Origin of the sequence: Acrocarpospora catenulata, assembly GCF_018476525.1 — a bacterium.
Classification (GTDB): domain Bacteria; phylum Actinomycetota; class Actinomycetes; order Streptosporangiales; family Streptosporangiaceae; genus Acrocarpospora; species Acrocarpospora catenulata.
In genome coordinates, this window is record NZ_JAHCST010000052.1 from 15,300 (window position 1) to 30,488 (window position 15,189).

Sequence of the window (15,189 nt, forward strand, 5' to 3'; positions counted from 1 at the left end):
GGGGTTACGGCAGCAGGAGTTTGATCGGCTGGAGCAGCGCCGCCCGCTGGTAGGCCGAGAGTTCGCCGGCGTACGCGGTGCCGAACGGGCTGCTGCCCAGGTTGAGCAGGTTCGGGACGCGGGTGCCGTTGGGGGCGGTGAGCGGGACGTCCAGGGTGTCGGGGGCGTCCACGAACACCACGCCGCCCTGGATGTAGCCGGAGACCTGGTCGGCCTGGACGGCCTGCCGCCAGGCGGCCATGCGCTTCAGTTCGGCGCCGATCGCCGAGGTGCGCAGGTTGACGATGGGGGTGTTGGCCGCGTACAGGGACCGGTACTGGGCGAAGATCTGGTCGAGCACCTGGTAGGCCAGCCGGTCGCCGGTCAGGTTGGACTGGTGGGCGTAGTGCGGCCAGGGCAGGCCGCCGAGTACGTGCCGGAGCCCGTTGCGCACCTCGATCGGGAGGATGTGGCCGGTCCAGCCGGTGGCCGGGTCCAGCGGTGGGATGCAGGTGGTGGTGGCCGGGTTGTCCTCGCAGATCCCGGAGCCGCCGTCGGCCCTGCTGTTGTAGATCCAGTTGTACTCGTCCACCTCGTCGGCCACGGTGGCGACGTTGTAGAAGATGTTCATCGGGTACCTGGGCACGGTGGCCGCGTTGCCGACCGCGCGCTGCACGGGGTCCCGGGAGGCGTCGCTGCCGATCCACTTCACACCGGTGTTGTTCAGGGCGGGTGCCAGGTTGGGGTTGTCGACCGGCTGGCGGGGCTGCAGGAAGAGGCCGGAGTGCTCGCCGGTGACCAGTTCGGTGGTGTCCAGGGGCAGGCCGTGCTGGGTGGCGAACTGCTTGTTGCGGTTGATCTCGTCCTCGATGGTGGCCCGGGTGGTCCAGACGATCTGGCCCTGCGCGTTGGTGGCGCACCGCCAGGGGTTGACCGAGAAGTCCTGGGCGCAGCCGAGGTACGGGTGGGTGTAGGTGTGGTTGGCCCAGCGGAACTTGGCCTTGTTGGCCTTCAGGCTGGGGAGCAGCGGGTCGGTGCCGCCGTGCTCGGCCGCGTAGACGGCGCTGCCGCCGCCGTTGTAGTAGAAGTCCAGGGTGAAGCCGCTGGTGTTGGTCCACTGGACGGCGGCGTTGACGTCGTCCGGGGTCATGCGGATGCCGGTCTCGGGTACGCCCGGGGGGCAGTCGCTGGCCGGGGTGCAGTTGTACTCGGCGTTCCATCGGGTGTCGTCGCCGAACACGTCGTCCACGTGCAGGGCGAAGTAGTTGCGGTCGTAGCCGAAGTGCACGCCCTTGGTCAGCCAGGTGAGCAGGCCGTGGGAGATCATCTGGAACTGCCGCTGGTTCGGGTTGGCGGCGGCGGTGACCACCAGCTCGCTCCGGCCGTCGTGGGTGTACACGCCCGCGACCACGCCCTGGTTGGCGCTGTTCGGGATCGGCATGGTGAGCAGCGGCTGGAAGCTCTTCCCGGTGGCCGGGTCGTTCGGGAGCGGCGTGGCCAGGTACCCCCAGGTCTCCGCGGCCACCGGCGACTCGTCGTCGAACGGCACCTGCCCCGCGAGGTACGGGAACGGCCCACCCGGGCTCATGGTCGCCGTCATGCCGTCCAGCGGGCCGGCGTATTCCGGATAATTCAGCCCCACGTCCGGGTACGCGTACACGTACGCGCTGATCTGCCGTATCCCAAACCTCCGCTCATAATCCACTAAGGCGGACATTTCCGATGGATTGGTAAATGGATTGGCGTTCGGCAGAATCACCCCCTGAAACTTGGCCCGATCCGCGGCCCCCATCCGATCCGCCAGGAACGCCGCGTTAATCACCGGCCGCCCCGGACTAGTGAGATCCACCTTCTGGTACGGAATCCCCTCCGAATCCATCGCGGCGGCGATCGCGTCCGTGGCCGTCGACCCATCCGAAACCAGCAGAACCTTCATATTGATCATCGGCTCCACGGCATGCGCCGCAGTCGCAGGAACGAGCGCGAAGATCGAGCTCAGACCAACCGTAACCAGACCAAAACGACGAAAAGCCGCCACCGTGCCTCCTACCAGGGAATCCAGACATAAATGCGCCCTTTTGACGATGAAGGCGCAAAATGGCTATCCGACGAGATCGCAAGGCCTAGTTATATCCGGCCATTCTCAATTGACGGGGGCACTCAAAAAATTCCACCACTATTGACTACGCACCATCCCCCGAACACAACAAATCCAACAATCCCGACAAACCCTGATTGGCCCACTATCACCCACACATCCCGCCGATATCTTCGGTCCCCGACTGAAGCGGTACGGCATCTGCTACAGATTGTGTGGAGGTTCCCGATGTCCAGCAGAGTGAGCGAAGCCCGGCGCCGAGTGCTGCCGCTCATCAACGAGGTCACTGAGGAGGGCAAGGCTGTGGAGATCACCGCCAGGAACAACCGTGTCTCCCCGGTGCTGGCCGGCGAGCATGAGGCACTGGTGAGACGGCACACCTTTTGCGGTCCCCGGCCAACATGCGCAGACTCCTCGCCTCCTATCAGCACGCCCAGGAAGGCCGCCACGAAATCCGCGAACTCATCGACGACACCCAGGAATGAAGCTCGATCACCGACAATTCCCGACATTCACGTCACCGCAGGTCAGTTGTATTCTCCCTGCTAGGGAAGCTGCTCCCCACGCCCGTGGGGGTGAACCGCCGGTCAGGATGCCGCCCTGGATCCAGGGCCCCTGCTCCCCACACCCGTGGGGGTGAAACGTACTACCTTGGCGTCAACGGGGAGGCGTACGGTTGCCCCTTACGCCCGTGGGGGTGAACCGGGTGGTATCGGTAAAACCACCATCGCAACCAACTGCTCCCCACGCCCGTGGAGGTGAATCGCGTTGCGGCGCGCGGCCACCACCACGGCGAGCCTGCTCCTCACGCCCGTGGGGGTGAACCGCCATTTCGGCACATTGCGGGCGTATCGCTCCTCTGCTCCCCACGCCCGTGAGGGTGAACCGTGGTGAGGGCATCCTCAAACCAGCCGCCGGATGTTCTCTCCCATTGACGAGGTCACGGAGGACTGCCAGGCCGTGGAGATCACCACCAGGAACAACTACCGCATGCCCGCCGCCGAGTACAAGGCACTGGAGGAGACAACGCACCTGCTGCGCTCCCCGACCAACGCGAGCAGGCTCATCGCCTCTTATCGGTACGCCCTGGAAGGCCACCACGAAATCCGCAAAGCCATCGACGGCGAGATCCAAGAGTGAACCTCAATCACCGACAATCTCCGACATTCGCGTCACCGCAGGTCAGTTGTATTCTCCCTGCTAAGGAAGTCTGCTCCCCACGCCCGTGGGGGTGAACCGTCCTACCTCGGCTACGCCGACCAGCAACTCCACTGCTCCCCACGCCCGTGGGGGTGAACCGACCGAGGAGATCTCGGCGTCCTTGAAGTGCCGGCTGCTCCCCACGCCCGTGGGGGTGAACCGTGCACAACCAGGTGCATGGCACGATGGGAGAGCTGCTCCCCACGCCCGTGGGGGTGAACCGTCCCCGCCGGGCAGGGCATCCTCACCCAGTCGCTGCTCCCCACGCCCGTGGGGGTGAACCGTAGTCGGACACGAACGCGTCCTTCTCCTTCGACTGCTCCCCACGCCCGTGGGGGTGAACCGGTTGGTAAGGTGCGCCCTGAATGAGCGACTTTCTGCTCCCCACGCCCGTGGGGGTGAACCGGACTTCGCGTTCGTGGTGAGGCCGGTGGCGTACTGCTCCCCACGCCCGTGGGGGTGAACCGGTTGCCACCCTCACACCCTTAGTAGTCCCGATCTGCTCCCCACGCCCGTGGGGGTGAACCGGCGGTCTTCGCGACCTTCAACACCATCGACAGCTGCTCCCCACGCCCGTGGGGGTGAACCGGCGTCGGCGATCCGCTTCTGACTGTCCGGCCCTGCTCCCCACGCCCGTGGGGGTGAACCGCTAACTAAATGGGCTTGGCGTCCAGAAGAACGCTGCTCCCCACGCCCGTGGGGGTGAACCGCCTCTCGGAGACCTCCGAGAGGGCGATCAGGTCTGCTCCCCACGCCCGTGGGGGTGAACCGGTAGATCGCGTCCGTATCGAACCCCAGCACCGCTGCTCCCCACGCCCGTGGGGGTGAACCGCCCGCGCTGTAGAGGCGGTCATGCTGGGCCTGCTGCTCCCCACGCCCGTGGGGGTGAACCAGCACGGGAAGTGCCGGAAGACGGAGACGAAGATCTGCTCCCCACGCCCGTGGGGGTGAACCTCTGCCGTCGGGGTCTTCGGCCCACATTTGGCACTGCTCCCCACGCCCGTGGGGGTGAACCGGTACCTACCGGACCGAGCTGGATAAGGCGATGCTGCTCCCCACGCCCGTGGGGGTGAACCGCCGTACACCTGAACAACCCATGGTCGGGAATGCTGCTCCCCACGCCCGTGGGGGTGAACCGCCGTACACCTGAACAACCCATGGTCGGGAATGCTGCTCCCCACGCCCGTGGGGGTGAACCGTCCACCGGCGATGGGGTGCTGGACAGCCTGGACTGCTCCCCACGCCCGTGGGGGTGAACCGCGCACTCGCGCCCGGCCCCAGGAACGCGCCCACGCCCGTGGGGGTGAACCGTCCGCCGGTCTCTACCGGGCGGTGGGTGTCGACTGCTCCCCACGCCCGTGGGGGTGAACCGCAGCGGACGGGATGGGCATGTGGTTCTCAGTCCTGCTCCCCACGCCCGTGGGGGTGAACCGGCGTGGATGGCGCTGGTCTATCTGTGGTCGGCCTGCTCCCCACGCCCGTGGGGGTGAACCGAACACGGTGGTGATGCCTGCCGGGGTGGGCAGCTGCTCCCCACGCCCGTGGGGGTGAACCGGAGGACGTGACGGATCAGCTCCAGCTGCCGGGCTGCTCCCCACGCCCGTGGGGGTGAACCGACGTCAGCCCATCTGTGCAAGGAGTGTCATATCTGCTCCCCACGCCCGTGGGGGTGAACCGACGGCAGCAGTCCCTGCAGTGGCAACAATGGCGGGAACTGTGTCGAGGTCGCACACAACCTCCCAGGAGGCGTCGCTGTCAGCGACAGCAAGAACACAGCCGGCCAGGCCGTGGAGATCACCACCAAGAACAACTACCGCATGCCCGCCGCTGAGTACGAGGCACTGGAGGAGACAACGCACCTGCTGCGCTCCCCGACCAACGTGCGCAGGCTCATCGCCTCTTATCGGTACGCCCTGGAAGGTCACCACAAAATCCGCAAAGCTATCGACGGCGAGATCCAAGAGTGAACCTCAATCACCGACAATCTCCGACATTTGCGTCACCGCAGGTCAGTTGTATTCTCCCTGCTAAGGAAGTCTGCTCCCCACGCCCGTGGGGGTGAACCGGTCGAGACCATCAGTTTCGGCGTAGACGTTAACTGCTCCCCACGCCCGTGGGGGTGAACCGATCACCGTCCAGCAGTCCAGCAGCGCCGACGCCTGCTCCCCACGCCCGTGGGGGTGAACCGTGCTCGAACGCCTGGGCCTGGACCCATGTGACCTGCTCCCCACGCCCGTGGGGGTGAACCGGCGGCGATGTCCACGGTGGGCCGGTCGAGCCCTGCTCCCCACGCCCGTGGGGGTGAACCCAAGCCCGCCGCCGCCACGCCAGAACGGGAGGAGACCTGCTCCCCACGCCCGTGGGGGTGAACCTCTGCCGTCGGGGTCTTCGGCCCACATTTGGCACTGCTCCCCACGCCCGTGGGGGTGAACCCGAATCTGGGACGCCCAGAGAGCGGAGCCAACCCTGCTCCCCACGCCCGTGGGGGTGAACCGTGGAGCAGAACGGCGCTCGCGCTTCCGAGGTCCTGCTCCCCACGCCCGTGGGGGTGAACCGACGCTCTGGCAAAGACCCGGGCATTGGAGGCGCTGCTCCCCACGCCCGTGAGGGTGAACCGAACTCCCCCATGGTCCGGATGCTGACGGGAGGCTGCTCCCCACGCCCGTGGGGGTGAACCGGTGTTCGTGAACTCCCTCTCGGACCTGTTCCACTGCTCCCCACGCCCGTGGGGGTGAACCGACGTTTCCGGAGGCGCCGAAACTGGCCCGCGCCTGCTCCCCACGCCCGTGGGGGTGAACCGACCATCCCTGGTTGGGCCGGCGTTGGTGGGCCTGCTCCCCACGCCGTGGGGGTGAACCGTGGATCACGGCGAGCAGGCCGCTAACCTGTCCCTGCTCACCACTCCCGTGGGGGTGAACCGACGCGACGCAGATCGACAACCCGACCAGCACCCCTGCTCCCCACGCCGGTGGGGGTGAACCGTTCAGCTGCACTGGGGAGGTGAGAACCCTGGACTGCTGCCCACGCCCGTGGGGGTGAACCGGCGATCGACACCGCAGCCCACGTGCGGTTGTTCTGCTCCCCACGCCCGTGTGGTGAGCTGGCATCAGTCCTCGTTGCGGTCGTGTCGGCCCTCAGCACAGTGCAGGAAGTCGTGGTTGGGAACGGGTATCGCTTGCGGTTTGTCTGTGTGTGGAAAGCCCAGGTGGACGGCCAGTCGGCTTTCGAGGGCTTGCATGGTGGTGCATCCCGTTAGGTTTAGCTTTTCGGGGGAGACCCCGTTGGGGCTTTCTGTTGGCCAGAGGTGTTTGGGTACGGCGAAGGTGCCTCGGTTCGGGACGGTGTAGACCCAGCCCATTGTGGTGAGTGCTGTGATCACCTTTTTGGCCGTCCGTACGCTCACGTCGTACTGGCTGCTCAGGCCCCGCAGGCTTGCCGCGCGGCGATGAGGTCCGATCTCGCCGGTCCGGATTCTGTCGATGATCACGTTGACGGCCTCGTCGATCTGCTGTGACTCCGGCATCAGAGCGGTGAGCCTGGCCAGATCGGAGGGACCGATCACGATGGCCCGGTCGTTCTCCGGGCGGACCAAGCCCATGCGTAGCAGACGGTGGTACACCAGCGCCGCGACGCCCCTGTTGATCCGGTAGGTCCGGACTAACTCCCAGCCGCGTGGAAACGGATCACCTGGCGCCAGCTCGCCGTTTCTGATCTTTTCGACCAGGGTCGCGGTTACGTGATGCGTCGCGCCGCTCTTCTCCGTGGTCACAGCAGCTCTACCTGGAACCACACGACCTGGCTTCCCCAGTCCTCGTAGTAGCCCCAGGAGGAGGCGAGTCGGTCCACCAGTTGCAAACCGCGGCCGCTCGGGCTTTCCCCGTCCGATGTCCTGAGCTCGGGCTTGGTGTGCGGCGATCCCGCGTCGACCACGCTCACCCGTACTGCCGCGTCCGTAGGGCGGGCCACCTTCACCCGTACCGATCCGCCCTCGATCCGACCCGAGTCGGTGTGCTTGATGGCGTTGGTGAACACCTCGGTGAGGAGCAGGAGCGCGTCATCGATGTGTGTACAGCCCGCGCTCAGCAGGACGCCGTGGACAAACCGCCGCATAATCGGCACGGACGCGGTCACACCTGGCAATTCGGCCTGCCCCAGCAACGAGCCGTTCACCGGCCGCGTCCCTGATGTTTACAGACACCGAAGATCGAAACCGTCATTTCCGACTCCATGGACGTGTTCAGCTGTCGAGTGTTCTGTGGGGTTCGTCTTCACTGTGATTCAATGCCACTTAGAGTGCCGGTTTGACGGGCAAGATTCAGCGATGATGTGGCGACATTCTGTGGACAGATATCTTCAGAACAGGTAGATGGTTGTCGATTTTTGTAGGCGGATGTAGACAACAGTCAGGTGGCGACGATGGAAAACGATCGGGAGACCGGCTTGTCAGCCGCTGCGCGTTTCGGGCGTGAACTGGCCAGACATCGTCGGGAACGGGGTCTTACCCAACGGAGTCTGGCCGCTCACATCGGCTGCTCACCGTCGCTTGTAGGGCACATCGAAACCGGTAGTCGCAACCCACAACTGGACCTGGCGGAGGCGTGTGATCGCTTCTTCGCCCTCCCCGAGCCCGAATACTTCACACGGTTATGCCGCAGGATCCATTACTCTCCCACCGGTCCGGGATGGTTTCTACGGTGGCGTGAGGAGATCGAGCCCAGCGCTGTCACCCTCAGGACCTGGGACCCCCTGCTGGTCCCCGGTCTCCTCCAGACCAAGGCGTACGCGCGAGCGGTCTTCCTCGGTCACTTCTCCACTCCCGAGTCCGAGATCCAGGAGCAGGTGGCGGCCCGGATGGAGCGGCAGCGGATTTTCAGTCGTGAGAACCCTCCCGAGTTGTACGCACTGATGGATGAGTGGGTCCTCAAGCGCCCGATCGGCGGCAAATCCGTCATGTACGAACAGTTCCGCCATTTGGCAAACGCCGCACGCAACCGCCGGATAATGATCCAAATCGTTCCTTATGACACCGCGTGCACAGATGGGCTGACATCATCATTTGTCATCGCGGAACTGGCGGAAGCGCCGACCACCGTATCCATAGAATCCGCAGGAAGAGGTGAGGTGTCTGCCGACAACGAAGTGGTTTCGCTGATCTTGGATAGGTATGACAAACTTCGGACCGAGGCTTACCGAGTCGGTGAGTCACTCGCGATGATCGAGGAAGCAGCGGAGCAATGGCATCCAAGGACCTGACCCACACCGACCTCGCCGGAGCGATGTGGAAGAAGAGCTCTCTCAGTGGCAATGGCGGTGGGAACTGCGTCGAGGTCGCCGCTAACCTCCCCGGTATCGTCGCTGTCCGCGACAGTAAGAACCCGGCCGGCCCAGCGCTGGTCTTCACCCCCGCTGAATGGGTTGCCTTCCTGGACGGCGTGCGATCCGGAGAGTTCGACCTCTGAAATTTTCGTCCCCGCCCTTCGGGGAGAGGTGGCTGGGGATGGTTCCCTCGGGCTGTCCTTCCCTTGGAGAGCGCTCTCATGACACGATCTGGTCATGGAGTGGATCAATGAGCCGGCCGGCTGGTCGGTAGAAGGCGACGCGCTGACCGTTGCGGTCGGGGGCAAGACGGACCTGTGGCAGAAGACGCACTACGGGTACGCCTTCGACAACGCGCCCATGTACGGGCGGGTGGTCGAAGGGGACATGCGGGTCACGGTGACCTTCGAGGCCGACTACGCCGAGCAGTACGACCAGGCCGGGGCGATCCTGCGGATTGACGAGGCGAACTGGATCAAGGCGGGGACCGAGTTCGTCGACGGGGCGTTGCAGATCAGTGTCGTGGTGACGCGGGGGTTCTCGGACTGGTCGGTGAAGGCGGCGCCGGGGATGCCGAGGTCGTTCACCATCGATCTGCTCCGGGAGGGGGACGCGGTGACCGTGCGGTACGGGATGGACGGGGAAGAGCCGGACACCCTGATCCGGCTGGCCTACTTCCCGCCGGGGGTGCCCGCGCTCGGTGGCGCGATGGCCGCCGCGCCGGTCGGGCCGGGGTTCGAGGCCCGGTTCAGCAAGGTGTCCGTTATCTGATTCGGGCCCGCCCGCCCCTGGAGCCCGGAGGGTAAATTCAAGAAAAGGGGGCGGATGCGGTGGTGGTGAAATATCCGGATCGTATCCCCGGCGAAGGCATGTACGTCGTCGGTCTCGACGTCGCGCCGGGGCAGTACCTTTGTCGGACTCCGGGTGACGGGCACTGGGTCCGGTATCCGGCGAGTGGGGATGGTCCGGTCGTCATCCGGCACCGGGGTGCGGGCACGGTCGCCGTGGTGATCGAGCCTGGGGATGCGGCGTTCGGCAGTCAGATGCCCGCCGAGTGGGTCAGGGTCACGGCGGCGGCCCTGGTCCCCGAAGATCCGCTGGACCTCAACGTCGCGCATGGTCCGGCGGTCCAGGATGCCGCAAATGGTCCAGCGGAACAGGACACCGCGTACGGTCCGGCCCCGGAGAAGAGCCGGTCGACGGGGAAGAAGGCCGGGCGGGTAAGGACGATCTTCGATCCGGACATGCCGCCCGACGTGCGTAAAGGGCTGGAAGCCGCGCCCGCCCTGGTGTGGCATGTGCGCACCGGCAGCCCTTGGAGGTCGCCGGACCGGCGGGACGGTAAACACACCCATCCCGTGGTGCCCATGATCTTGATCTACTTCGTGTTCAGCCTCATGTTCGGCATGTCCATGATCCTGTTCGTGATGGTGCTGGTGATCACGATCGTTGCCGGGGCGAACCACCGTCGCCGGAACTCGGTCCACCGGCTGGCCGCCCTGGCCCGCGCCAACCCCGGCTGGTTCCTGGTGGAGAAGGACTTCGACGACCAGACCCGCCGCCTGATGGCGAGGACCCAGCGGGCGATCCGCCGTATCCAGGCGGCCACGGTCTACCAGCGGGGCCTCGTGGACGTGGCCGACCACGAGCTGATCCTGCCCGTGGAGGAGTGGGAGATCGCCAAGGCGCTGAACAAGGTGACGGTGCTCCGCGCCGAGCAGGCCGCGATGACCGGCGACGGGGTGGCCGACCCGGTGGCGGCGGCGCTCGCGCCCTACCGGGCCACCCTGGACACGGTGGTGTCCTCGGTGACCGGCAGGATCGAGGCGCTGGAGCGGTACGCGGCCAAGATCCTCGAAGCCGACCGGCTCTACAAGGCCCACGACCAGCTGCGGCTGCTGTCCGAACGCACCGGTGAGTACCGGGACCTGCTGGCCGGGACGGTACGGGACGACCTGGCCAGGGCCGAGATCGAACGGCTCGGCAGGAACCTGGAGCAGCTGAAGCTGGCCCTGGAGGAGAGCCTGGTCGCCGCCCGGCTGGCCGCATTGGAGGTCAAACCGGAGCACATCTAGTGTTTCCGGCATGGACTGGGAAGCGCGTGTGCTGGACGCCATCGACGAGGCCGCGACCGTACGGCTCCTGGCCGACCTGGTCAGGGTGCCGAGCGTGACCGGCGGGGACGCCGAATCGGATCTGCAGGATCGGTGCGCCCGGCAGCTGGCCGAGCTGGACCTCGACGTGGACCTGTGGAAGCTGGACCTGCCCGCGCTCCGCGCCCACGACGGCTACCCGGGTACGGAGGCCCCCAGGGAAGAGGGGTACGGCCTGGTCGCCACCACCGAGGGGGAGGGCGAGCCCGCGCTGATCCTCCAGGGCCACGTGGACGTGGTGCCCACCGGGGACCTGGCCAAATGGGAGGGCAACGACCCGTTCGGGGCGCGTGCCACCGCGACCACCCTGTACGGCCGGGGCGCCTGCGACATGAAAGCGGGCCTGGCCGCCAACCTGGCCGTGGTGACCGCGCTGCGGCGGGCCGGTGTGCGGCTGGCCCGCCCGCTGGCCCTGCACTGTGTGATCAGCGAGGAGGACGGCGGCCTGGGCGCGTTCGCCACCATGGTGCGCGGGCACCGCGGCGAGGCGGCGGTGATCACCGAGCCGACCGGCGGACAGCTCATCACCGCCAACGCGGGTTCGCTGACGTTCCGGCTGGAAGTGGCCGGGCGGGCCGCGCACGGGGCCACCCGGTACGAGGGTGTGAACGCGATCGAGGCGTTCTACCCGGTGCTGCGGGCGATCAGGGAGCTGGAGGCGGAGCGCAACCGCGATCCGCATCCGCTGTTCGCCGGCAACGTCCTGCCGTACCCGATCGAGGTGGGGACGGTACGGGCGGGGGACTGGGCGAGCAGTGTGCCGGACCTGCTGGTGGCCGAGGGGCGTCTCGGGGTGCGGCTGGGGGAGGACCCGGACGACGCGGCGGCGGCGCTGGAGACGGTGCTGGCGGGGATCGACGACCCGTGGCTGCGGGACAATCCGGTCACGGTGACCTGGCCGGGCGGGCGGTTCGCCAGCGGGCGGCTGCCGGAAGGACATCCCCTGCTGGGGGAGACCGCCGACGCGATCGAGGCGGTGACGGGGACGCGTCCCGCCACCACGGCCGCGCCGTACGGCAGCGATCTGCGCATCTACGCAGGGGCGGGCATCCCCACCCTGCACTACGGCCCCGGGGACGTACGGTTCGCGCACGCCCCGCGCGAGCAGGTGGAACTGCGCGAACTGCGCGACGTCACCCGGGCGCTGGCGCTGCTGGTGGTACGGCGATGCGGGGTCCGCTAGACGGCCAGGCGGCCTACGGCTCCGACCATCGGTAGGAGGCTAGAGTCCCGCTATGGAGCAGCAGCACGAGCTGGTGCAAATCTTCCGGGAGGCGCCGCTCCGGGAGCGGGCCGACGCGGCCAGGAACCGGGAGAAGGTGCTGGCGGCGGCGGTAAAGCTGTTCCGCGAGCACGGGGTCGAGAACGTCTCGATGGACGCGGTCGCTACGGAGGCCGGTGTCGGCAAAGGCACGCTCTTCCGCAGATTCGGCGATAAATCCGGGCTTGTTTTCGCACTGCTGGACAACAAGGAGCGCCTGCTCCAGGAGGCGGTCCTCAGCGGCCCACCCCCACTCGGCCCCGGCGCGCCCCCAGGCGAACGGGTGATGGGCTTCCTCGACGCCTACAGCGACTACCTGTTCGGCAACATCGACCTGCTCCGCGTCTCGGAGACCGCCACCCCAGGCGCCCGCTACCGAATCGCCTCCTACCGCTTCTGGCACACCCACCTACGCATGCTCCTCACCCAGCTGCGCCCCGCATCCGACCCCGACGCCCTCGCCCACGCCCTGCTGGCCCTCTTGGGTGCCGAGCATGTGGCGGCCGTGGGGGAGCAGGCGGCCCGCGTGGGCGCCCGGGAACTGGCGGTGGCCCTTGTCAGCGGATAGGTCCGTGTCCGAATAGCTACCGCCGAGTAATCAAGCTCCTGAATACTGTGACGAGCAAAACCAGGAAAGGTTCGGGAATGGTCAGGTTAGCGCCGTTTGCACGATTTGCTTGGCCGCTTCGCTGGTTGTTCCGGATCCTGACCCTGCTGGTGATCCTCGCCCTGCTGCTGGCCGGGACCGTGACGTGGACCGTGCGCCGGTCCTTCCCGCAGACCTCCGGCGAGCTCACGCTGCCCGGTCTAACCAAGCCGGTGACCGTGTACCGCGACGCGTACGGTGTCCCGCAGATCTACGCCGACACGCCTGATGACCTCTTCCGCGCCCAGGGCTACGTGCACGCCCAGGACCGGTTCTGGGAGATGGACTTCCGCCGGAAGACTACGGCGGGACGCCTTTCCGAGTTGTTCGGCGAGGCCACGCTCGACATCGACAAGGTGGTCCGCACGCTCGGCTGGCGGCGGGTCGCCGAGCGGGAGTTCGCTCTGCTCGACCCGGAGGCGCAGCGCGGTCTGGAGGCGTACGCGGCGGGGGTGAACGCCTGGCTGGACCAGAACGACGGGTTCGCCGACCGGAGCCTGGAGTACGCGGTGCTCAAGCTCACCAACGGCGCCTACCGCCCCGAGCCGTGGACCCCGGCCGACTCCCTGGCCTGGATGAAGGCGATGGCCTGGGACCTGCGCTCCAACATGGACGACGAGCTCGAACGCGCCCTGGACGCCGGCGCGCTCCCGGTCGCCCGGGTCGACGAGCTCTTCCCCGCCTACCCGTACGACCGCCACCGGCCGATCGTGACCGCTGGGGCGGTCCAGGACACCAAGTTCGACCCGGCTGCTCCCGTGACCGCCGCCTCGGCGGCGCTCACCCGGGTCTCCCGGGTGCTGCGCACGGTCCCGTCCCTGCTCGGTACGGACGGAGCCGACCGGAAGGGCATCGGCTCCAACTCCTGGGTGGTCGCGGGGAAGTTCACCGACACCGGGAAGCCGCTGCTGGCCAACGACCCGCACCTCGGGCCCCGGATTCCATCGATCTGGTACCAGGCGGGGCTGCACTGCCGCACCCGCTCGGCGGCCTGCCCGTACGACGTGGCGGGGTTCACCTTCTCCGGGCTGCCCGGGGTGGTGATCGGCCACAACCACCGGGTCGCCTGGGGGTTCACCAACCTCGGGCCGGACGTCACCGACCTGTACGTCGAGCGGATCCAGGGGGAGACCTACCAGACCGAAACCGGCTGGGTGCCGTTCCAGACCCTCACCGAGCAGATCAAGGTCGCCGGAGGCGCGCCGGTGGAGCTGAAGGTCAGATCCACCCGGCATGGGCCGATCATCTCGGAGGTGCTGGAGAGCGCCGGGAAATCCCTGCCGGGGGCCGGCAAGAATCTCGGTGAAGGCGCACCGGCGGACTCGCAGGCGATCGCACTGCGCTGGACCGCGTTGGAGCCCAGCATTACCGCCAACGCCATCTTCCTGCTGAACACGGCCGAGAACTGGGATCAGTTCCGCAAGGCGGCCTCCTACTTCGAAGCGCCCTCCCAGAACCTGATTTATGCCGATGTGGACGGAAACATCGGCTACCAGGCGCCGGGGAAGATCCCGATCAGGTCGAGTGGCGACGGGCGGTGGCCCAGCGCGGGCTGGACCGGTGAGCAGGAATGGACCGGATACATCCCGTTCGAGGAACTGCCTTACGCCTACAACCCTCCGGAAGGCTGGATCGCCACCGCCAACAACGCCGCCATCGGCCCCGGCTACCGCCATTTCCTCACCAGCGACTGGGCCTACGGCTACCGGTCACAGCGCATAGCCGACCGCCTCAAAGCCCTCACGGCCGCAGGAAAGGTCACCCTCCAGTCGATGGCCGACCTCCAGATGGACGACACGAACGGCCTGGCCCCAACCCTGGTTCCGCACCTGCTTCGGGTCGGCGGCGGCCACACCGCCCTGCTCAAGGACTGGAACCACACCCAGTCCAGAGACTCCGCGCCCGCCGCCTACTTCAACGTGATCTGGCGCAACCTGCTGGCCCGCGTCTTCCACGACGAACTGCCCGAGGGCGCCCGCCCTCAGGGCGGTGACAGGTGGTGGGAGATCATGCGCGCCGTCCTCGACGACCCCGACGCGGCCTGGTGGGACGACGTACGCACCAAGAACGGCGTGGAAACCAGGGACGACATGCTCAGAGCGGCCATCGCCGACGCCGACGCCGAGATCGCCGAACGCCTCGGCGACGACCCCGCCGACTGGCGCTGGGGCGACCTGCACACCCTGGAGCTCACCCACGAGACCTTCGGCACCTCCGGCATCGCCCCGATCGAATGGCTCTTCAACCGGGGCCCGCTGCCCGCCGCCGGCAGCAAGGACGCGGTCAACGCGACCGGCTGGTCCACGGAGGACGGCTACGAGGTCGACTGGGTCCCCTCCATGCGCATGGTCGTGGACCTCGCCGACCTCGACCGCTCCCGCTGGATCAACCTGACCGGCGCCTCCGGCCACGCCTTCCACTCGTCGTACGCGGACCAGGCCGAACTTTGGGCGGACGGCGCCACCACACCCTGGCCGTTCACCAAACGGGCGACCGAGACCGCGGCCGCCGACACGCTGACCCTGAAGCCCTGAGC

General features: G+C 67.2%; 11 protein-coding genes, 1 pseudogene and 3 CRISPR repeat arrays. Of the genes and pseudogenes, 9 read left to right on the plus strand and 3 right to left on the minus strand.

Annotated features, from left to right (window positions below; genetic code table 11):
* Nucleotides 1-4: 4 nt before the first annotated feature.
* On the minus strand, nucleotides 5-1,696 hold the full coding sequence (locus KIP79_RS35220; protein ID WP_214109306.1) for a hypothetical protein: 1,692 nt from the start codon (nucleotides 1,694-1,696) through the stop codon (nucleotides 5-7).
* Between the two features lie 1,299 nt (nucleotides 1,697-2,995).
* Here KIP79_RS35220 and KIP79_RS35225 point away from each other — a divergent pair.
* Nucleotides 2,996-3,217, plus strand: a complete 222-nt coding sequence (locus KIP79_RS35225) for a type II toxin-antitoxin system Phd/YefM family antitoxin (protein WP_214109307.1) — start codon at nucleotides 2,996-2,998, stop codon at nucleotides 3,215-3,217.
* Between the two features lie 70 nt (nucleotides 3,218-3,287).
* A CRISPR array of direct repeats spans nucleotides 3,288-4,538; the repeat unit is 29 nt; unit sequence CTGCTCCCCACGCCCGTGGGGGTGAACCG.
* 82 nt (nucleotides 4,539-4,620) lie between these two features.
* Nucleotides 4,621-4,955: a CRISPR direct-repeat array (repeat unit 29 nt; unit sequence CTGCTCCCCACGCCCGTGGGGGTGAACCG).
* 16 nt (nucleotides 4,956-4,971) lie between these two features.
* A pseudogene (locus tag KIP79_RS35230) lies at nucleotides 4,972-5,244 on the plus strand (type II toxin-antitoxin system Phd/YefM family antitoxin); the annotation flags it as partial.
* A gap of 70 nt (nucleotides 5,245-5,314) precedes the next feature.
* Nucleotides 5,315-6,078: a CRISPR direct-repeat array (repeat unit 29 nt; unit sequence CTGCTCCCCACGCCCGTGGGGGTGAACCG).
* Nucleotides 6,079-6,383: 305 nt separating this feature from the next.
* On the opposite strand, the gene KIP79_RS35235 reads toward KIP79_RS35230, so the two are convergent.
* Nucleotides 6,384-7,046: a helix-turn-helix domain-containing protein gene (locus KIP79_RS35235; protein ID WP_214109308.1), complete on the minus strand. Its 663-nt coding sequence runs from the start codon at nucleotides 7,044-7,046 to the stop codon at nucleotides 6,384-6,386.
* Nucleotides 7,043-7,447, minus strand: a complete 405-nt coding sequence (locus KIP79_RS35240; RefSeq protein WP_214109309.1) for an ATP-binding protein — start codon at nucleotides 7,445-7,447, stop codon at nucleotides 7,043-7,045. The genes KIP79_RS35235 and KIP79_RS35240 overlap by 4 nt, the downstream gene beginning before the upstream one ends.
* Before the next feature lie 246 nt (nucleotides 7,448-7,693).
* Between KIP79_RS35240 and KIP79_RS35245 the strand changes: the two genes are divergently transcribed.
* From KIP79_RS35245 to KIP79_RS35275, 7 genes are all read left to right on the plus strand, one after another.
* On the plus strand, nucleotides 7,694-8,530 hold the full coding sequence (locus KIP79_RS35245; protein ID WP_214109310.1) for a helix-turn-helix domain-containing protein: 837 nt from the start codon (nucleotides 7,694-7,696) through the stop codon (nucleotides 8,528-8,530).
* Nucleotides 8,512-8,736 carry a DUF397 domain-containing protein gene (locus KIP79_RS35250; RefSeq protein WP_214109311.1) on the plus strand — a complete coding sequence of 75 codons (225 nt, stop codon included), beginning with the start codon at nucleotides 8,512-8,514 and terminating at the stop codon, nucleotides 8,734-8,736. The genes KIP79_RS35245 and KIP79_RS35250 overlap by 19 nt, the downstream gene beginning before the upstream one ends.
* A 94-nt stretch (nucleotides 8,737-8,830) precedes the next feature.
* Nucleotides 8,831-9,364, plus strand: coding sequence for a DUF1349 domain-containing protein (locus KIP79_RS35255; RefSeq protein ID WP_214109312.1), 534 nt, complete (start codon nucleotides 8,831-8,833; stop codon nucleotides 9,362-9,364).
* Between the two features lie 62 nt (nucleotides 9,365-9,426).
* The gene (locus tag KIP79_RS35260; RefSeq protein ID WP_214109313.1) at nucleotides 9,427-10,668 is read left to right on the plus strand and encodes an Rv1352/Rv1906c domain-containing protein; all 1,242 of its coding nucleotides are present in this window, start codon (nucleotides 9,427-9,429) and stop codon (nucleotides 10,666-10,668) included.
* A gap of 10 nt (nucleotides 10,669-10,678) precedes the next feature.
* Nucleotides 10,679-11,929: an ArgE/DapE family deacylase gene (locus KIP79_RS35265; protein ID WP_214109314.1), complete on the plus strand. Its 1,251-nt coding sequence runs from the start codon at nucleotides 10,679-10,681 to the stop codon at nucleotides 11,927-11,929.
* Nucleotides 11,930-11,981: 52 nt separating this feature from the next.
* Nucleotides 11,982-12,575, plus strand: coding sequence for a TetR/AcrR family transcriptional regulator (locus KIP79_RS35270; protein ID WP_214109315.1), 594 nt, complete (start codon nucleotides 11,982-11,984; stop codon nucleotides 12,573-12,575).
* A 77-nt stretch (nucleotides 12,576-12,652) separates the two neighbouring features.
* Entirely contained in the window at nucleotides 12,653-15,187 is a 2,535-nt protein-coding gene (locus KIP79_RS35275; RefSeq protein WP_214109316.1) for a penicillin acylase family protein, read from the plus strand.
* Nucleotides 15,188-15,189: the final 2 nt, after the last annotated feature.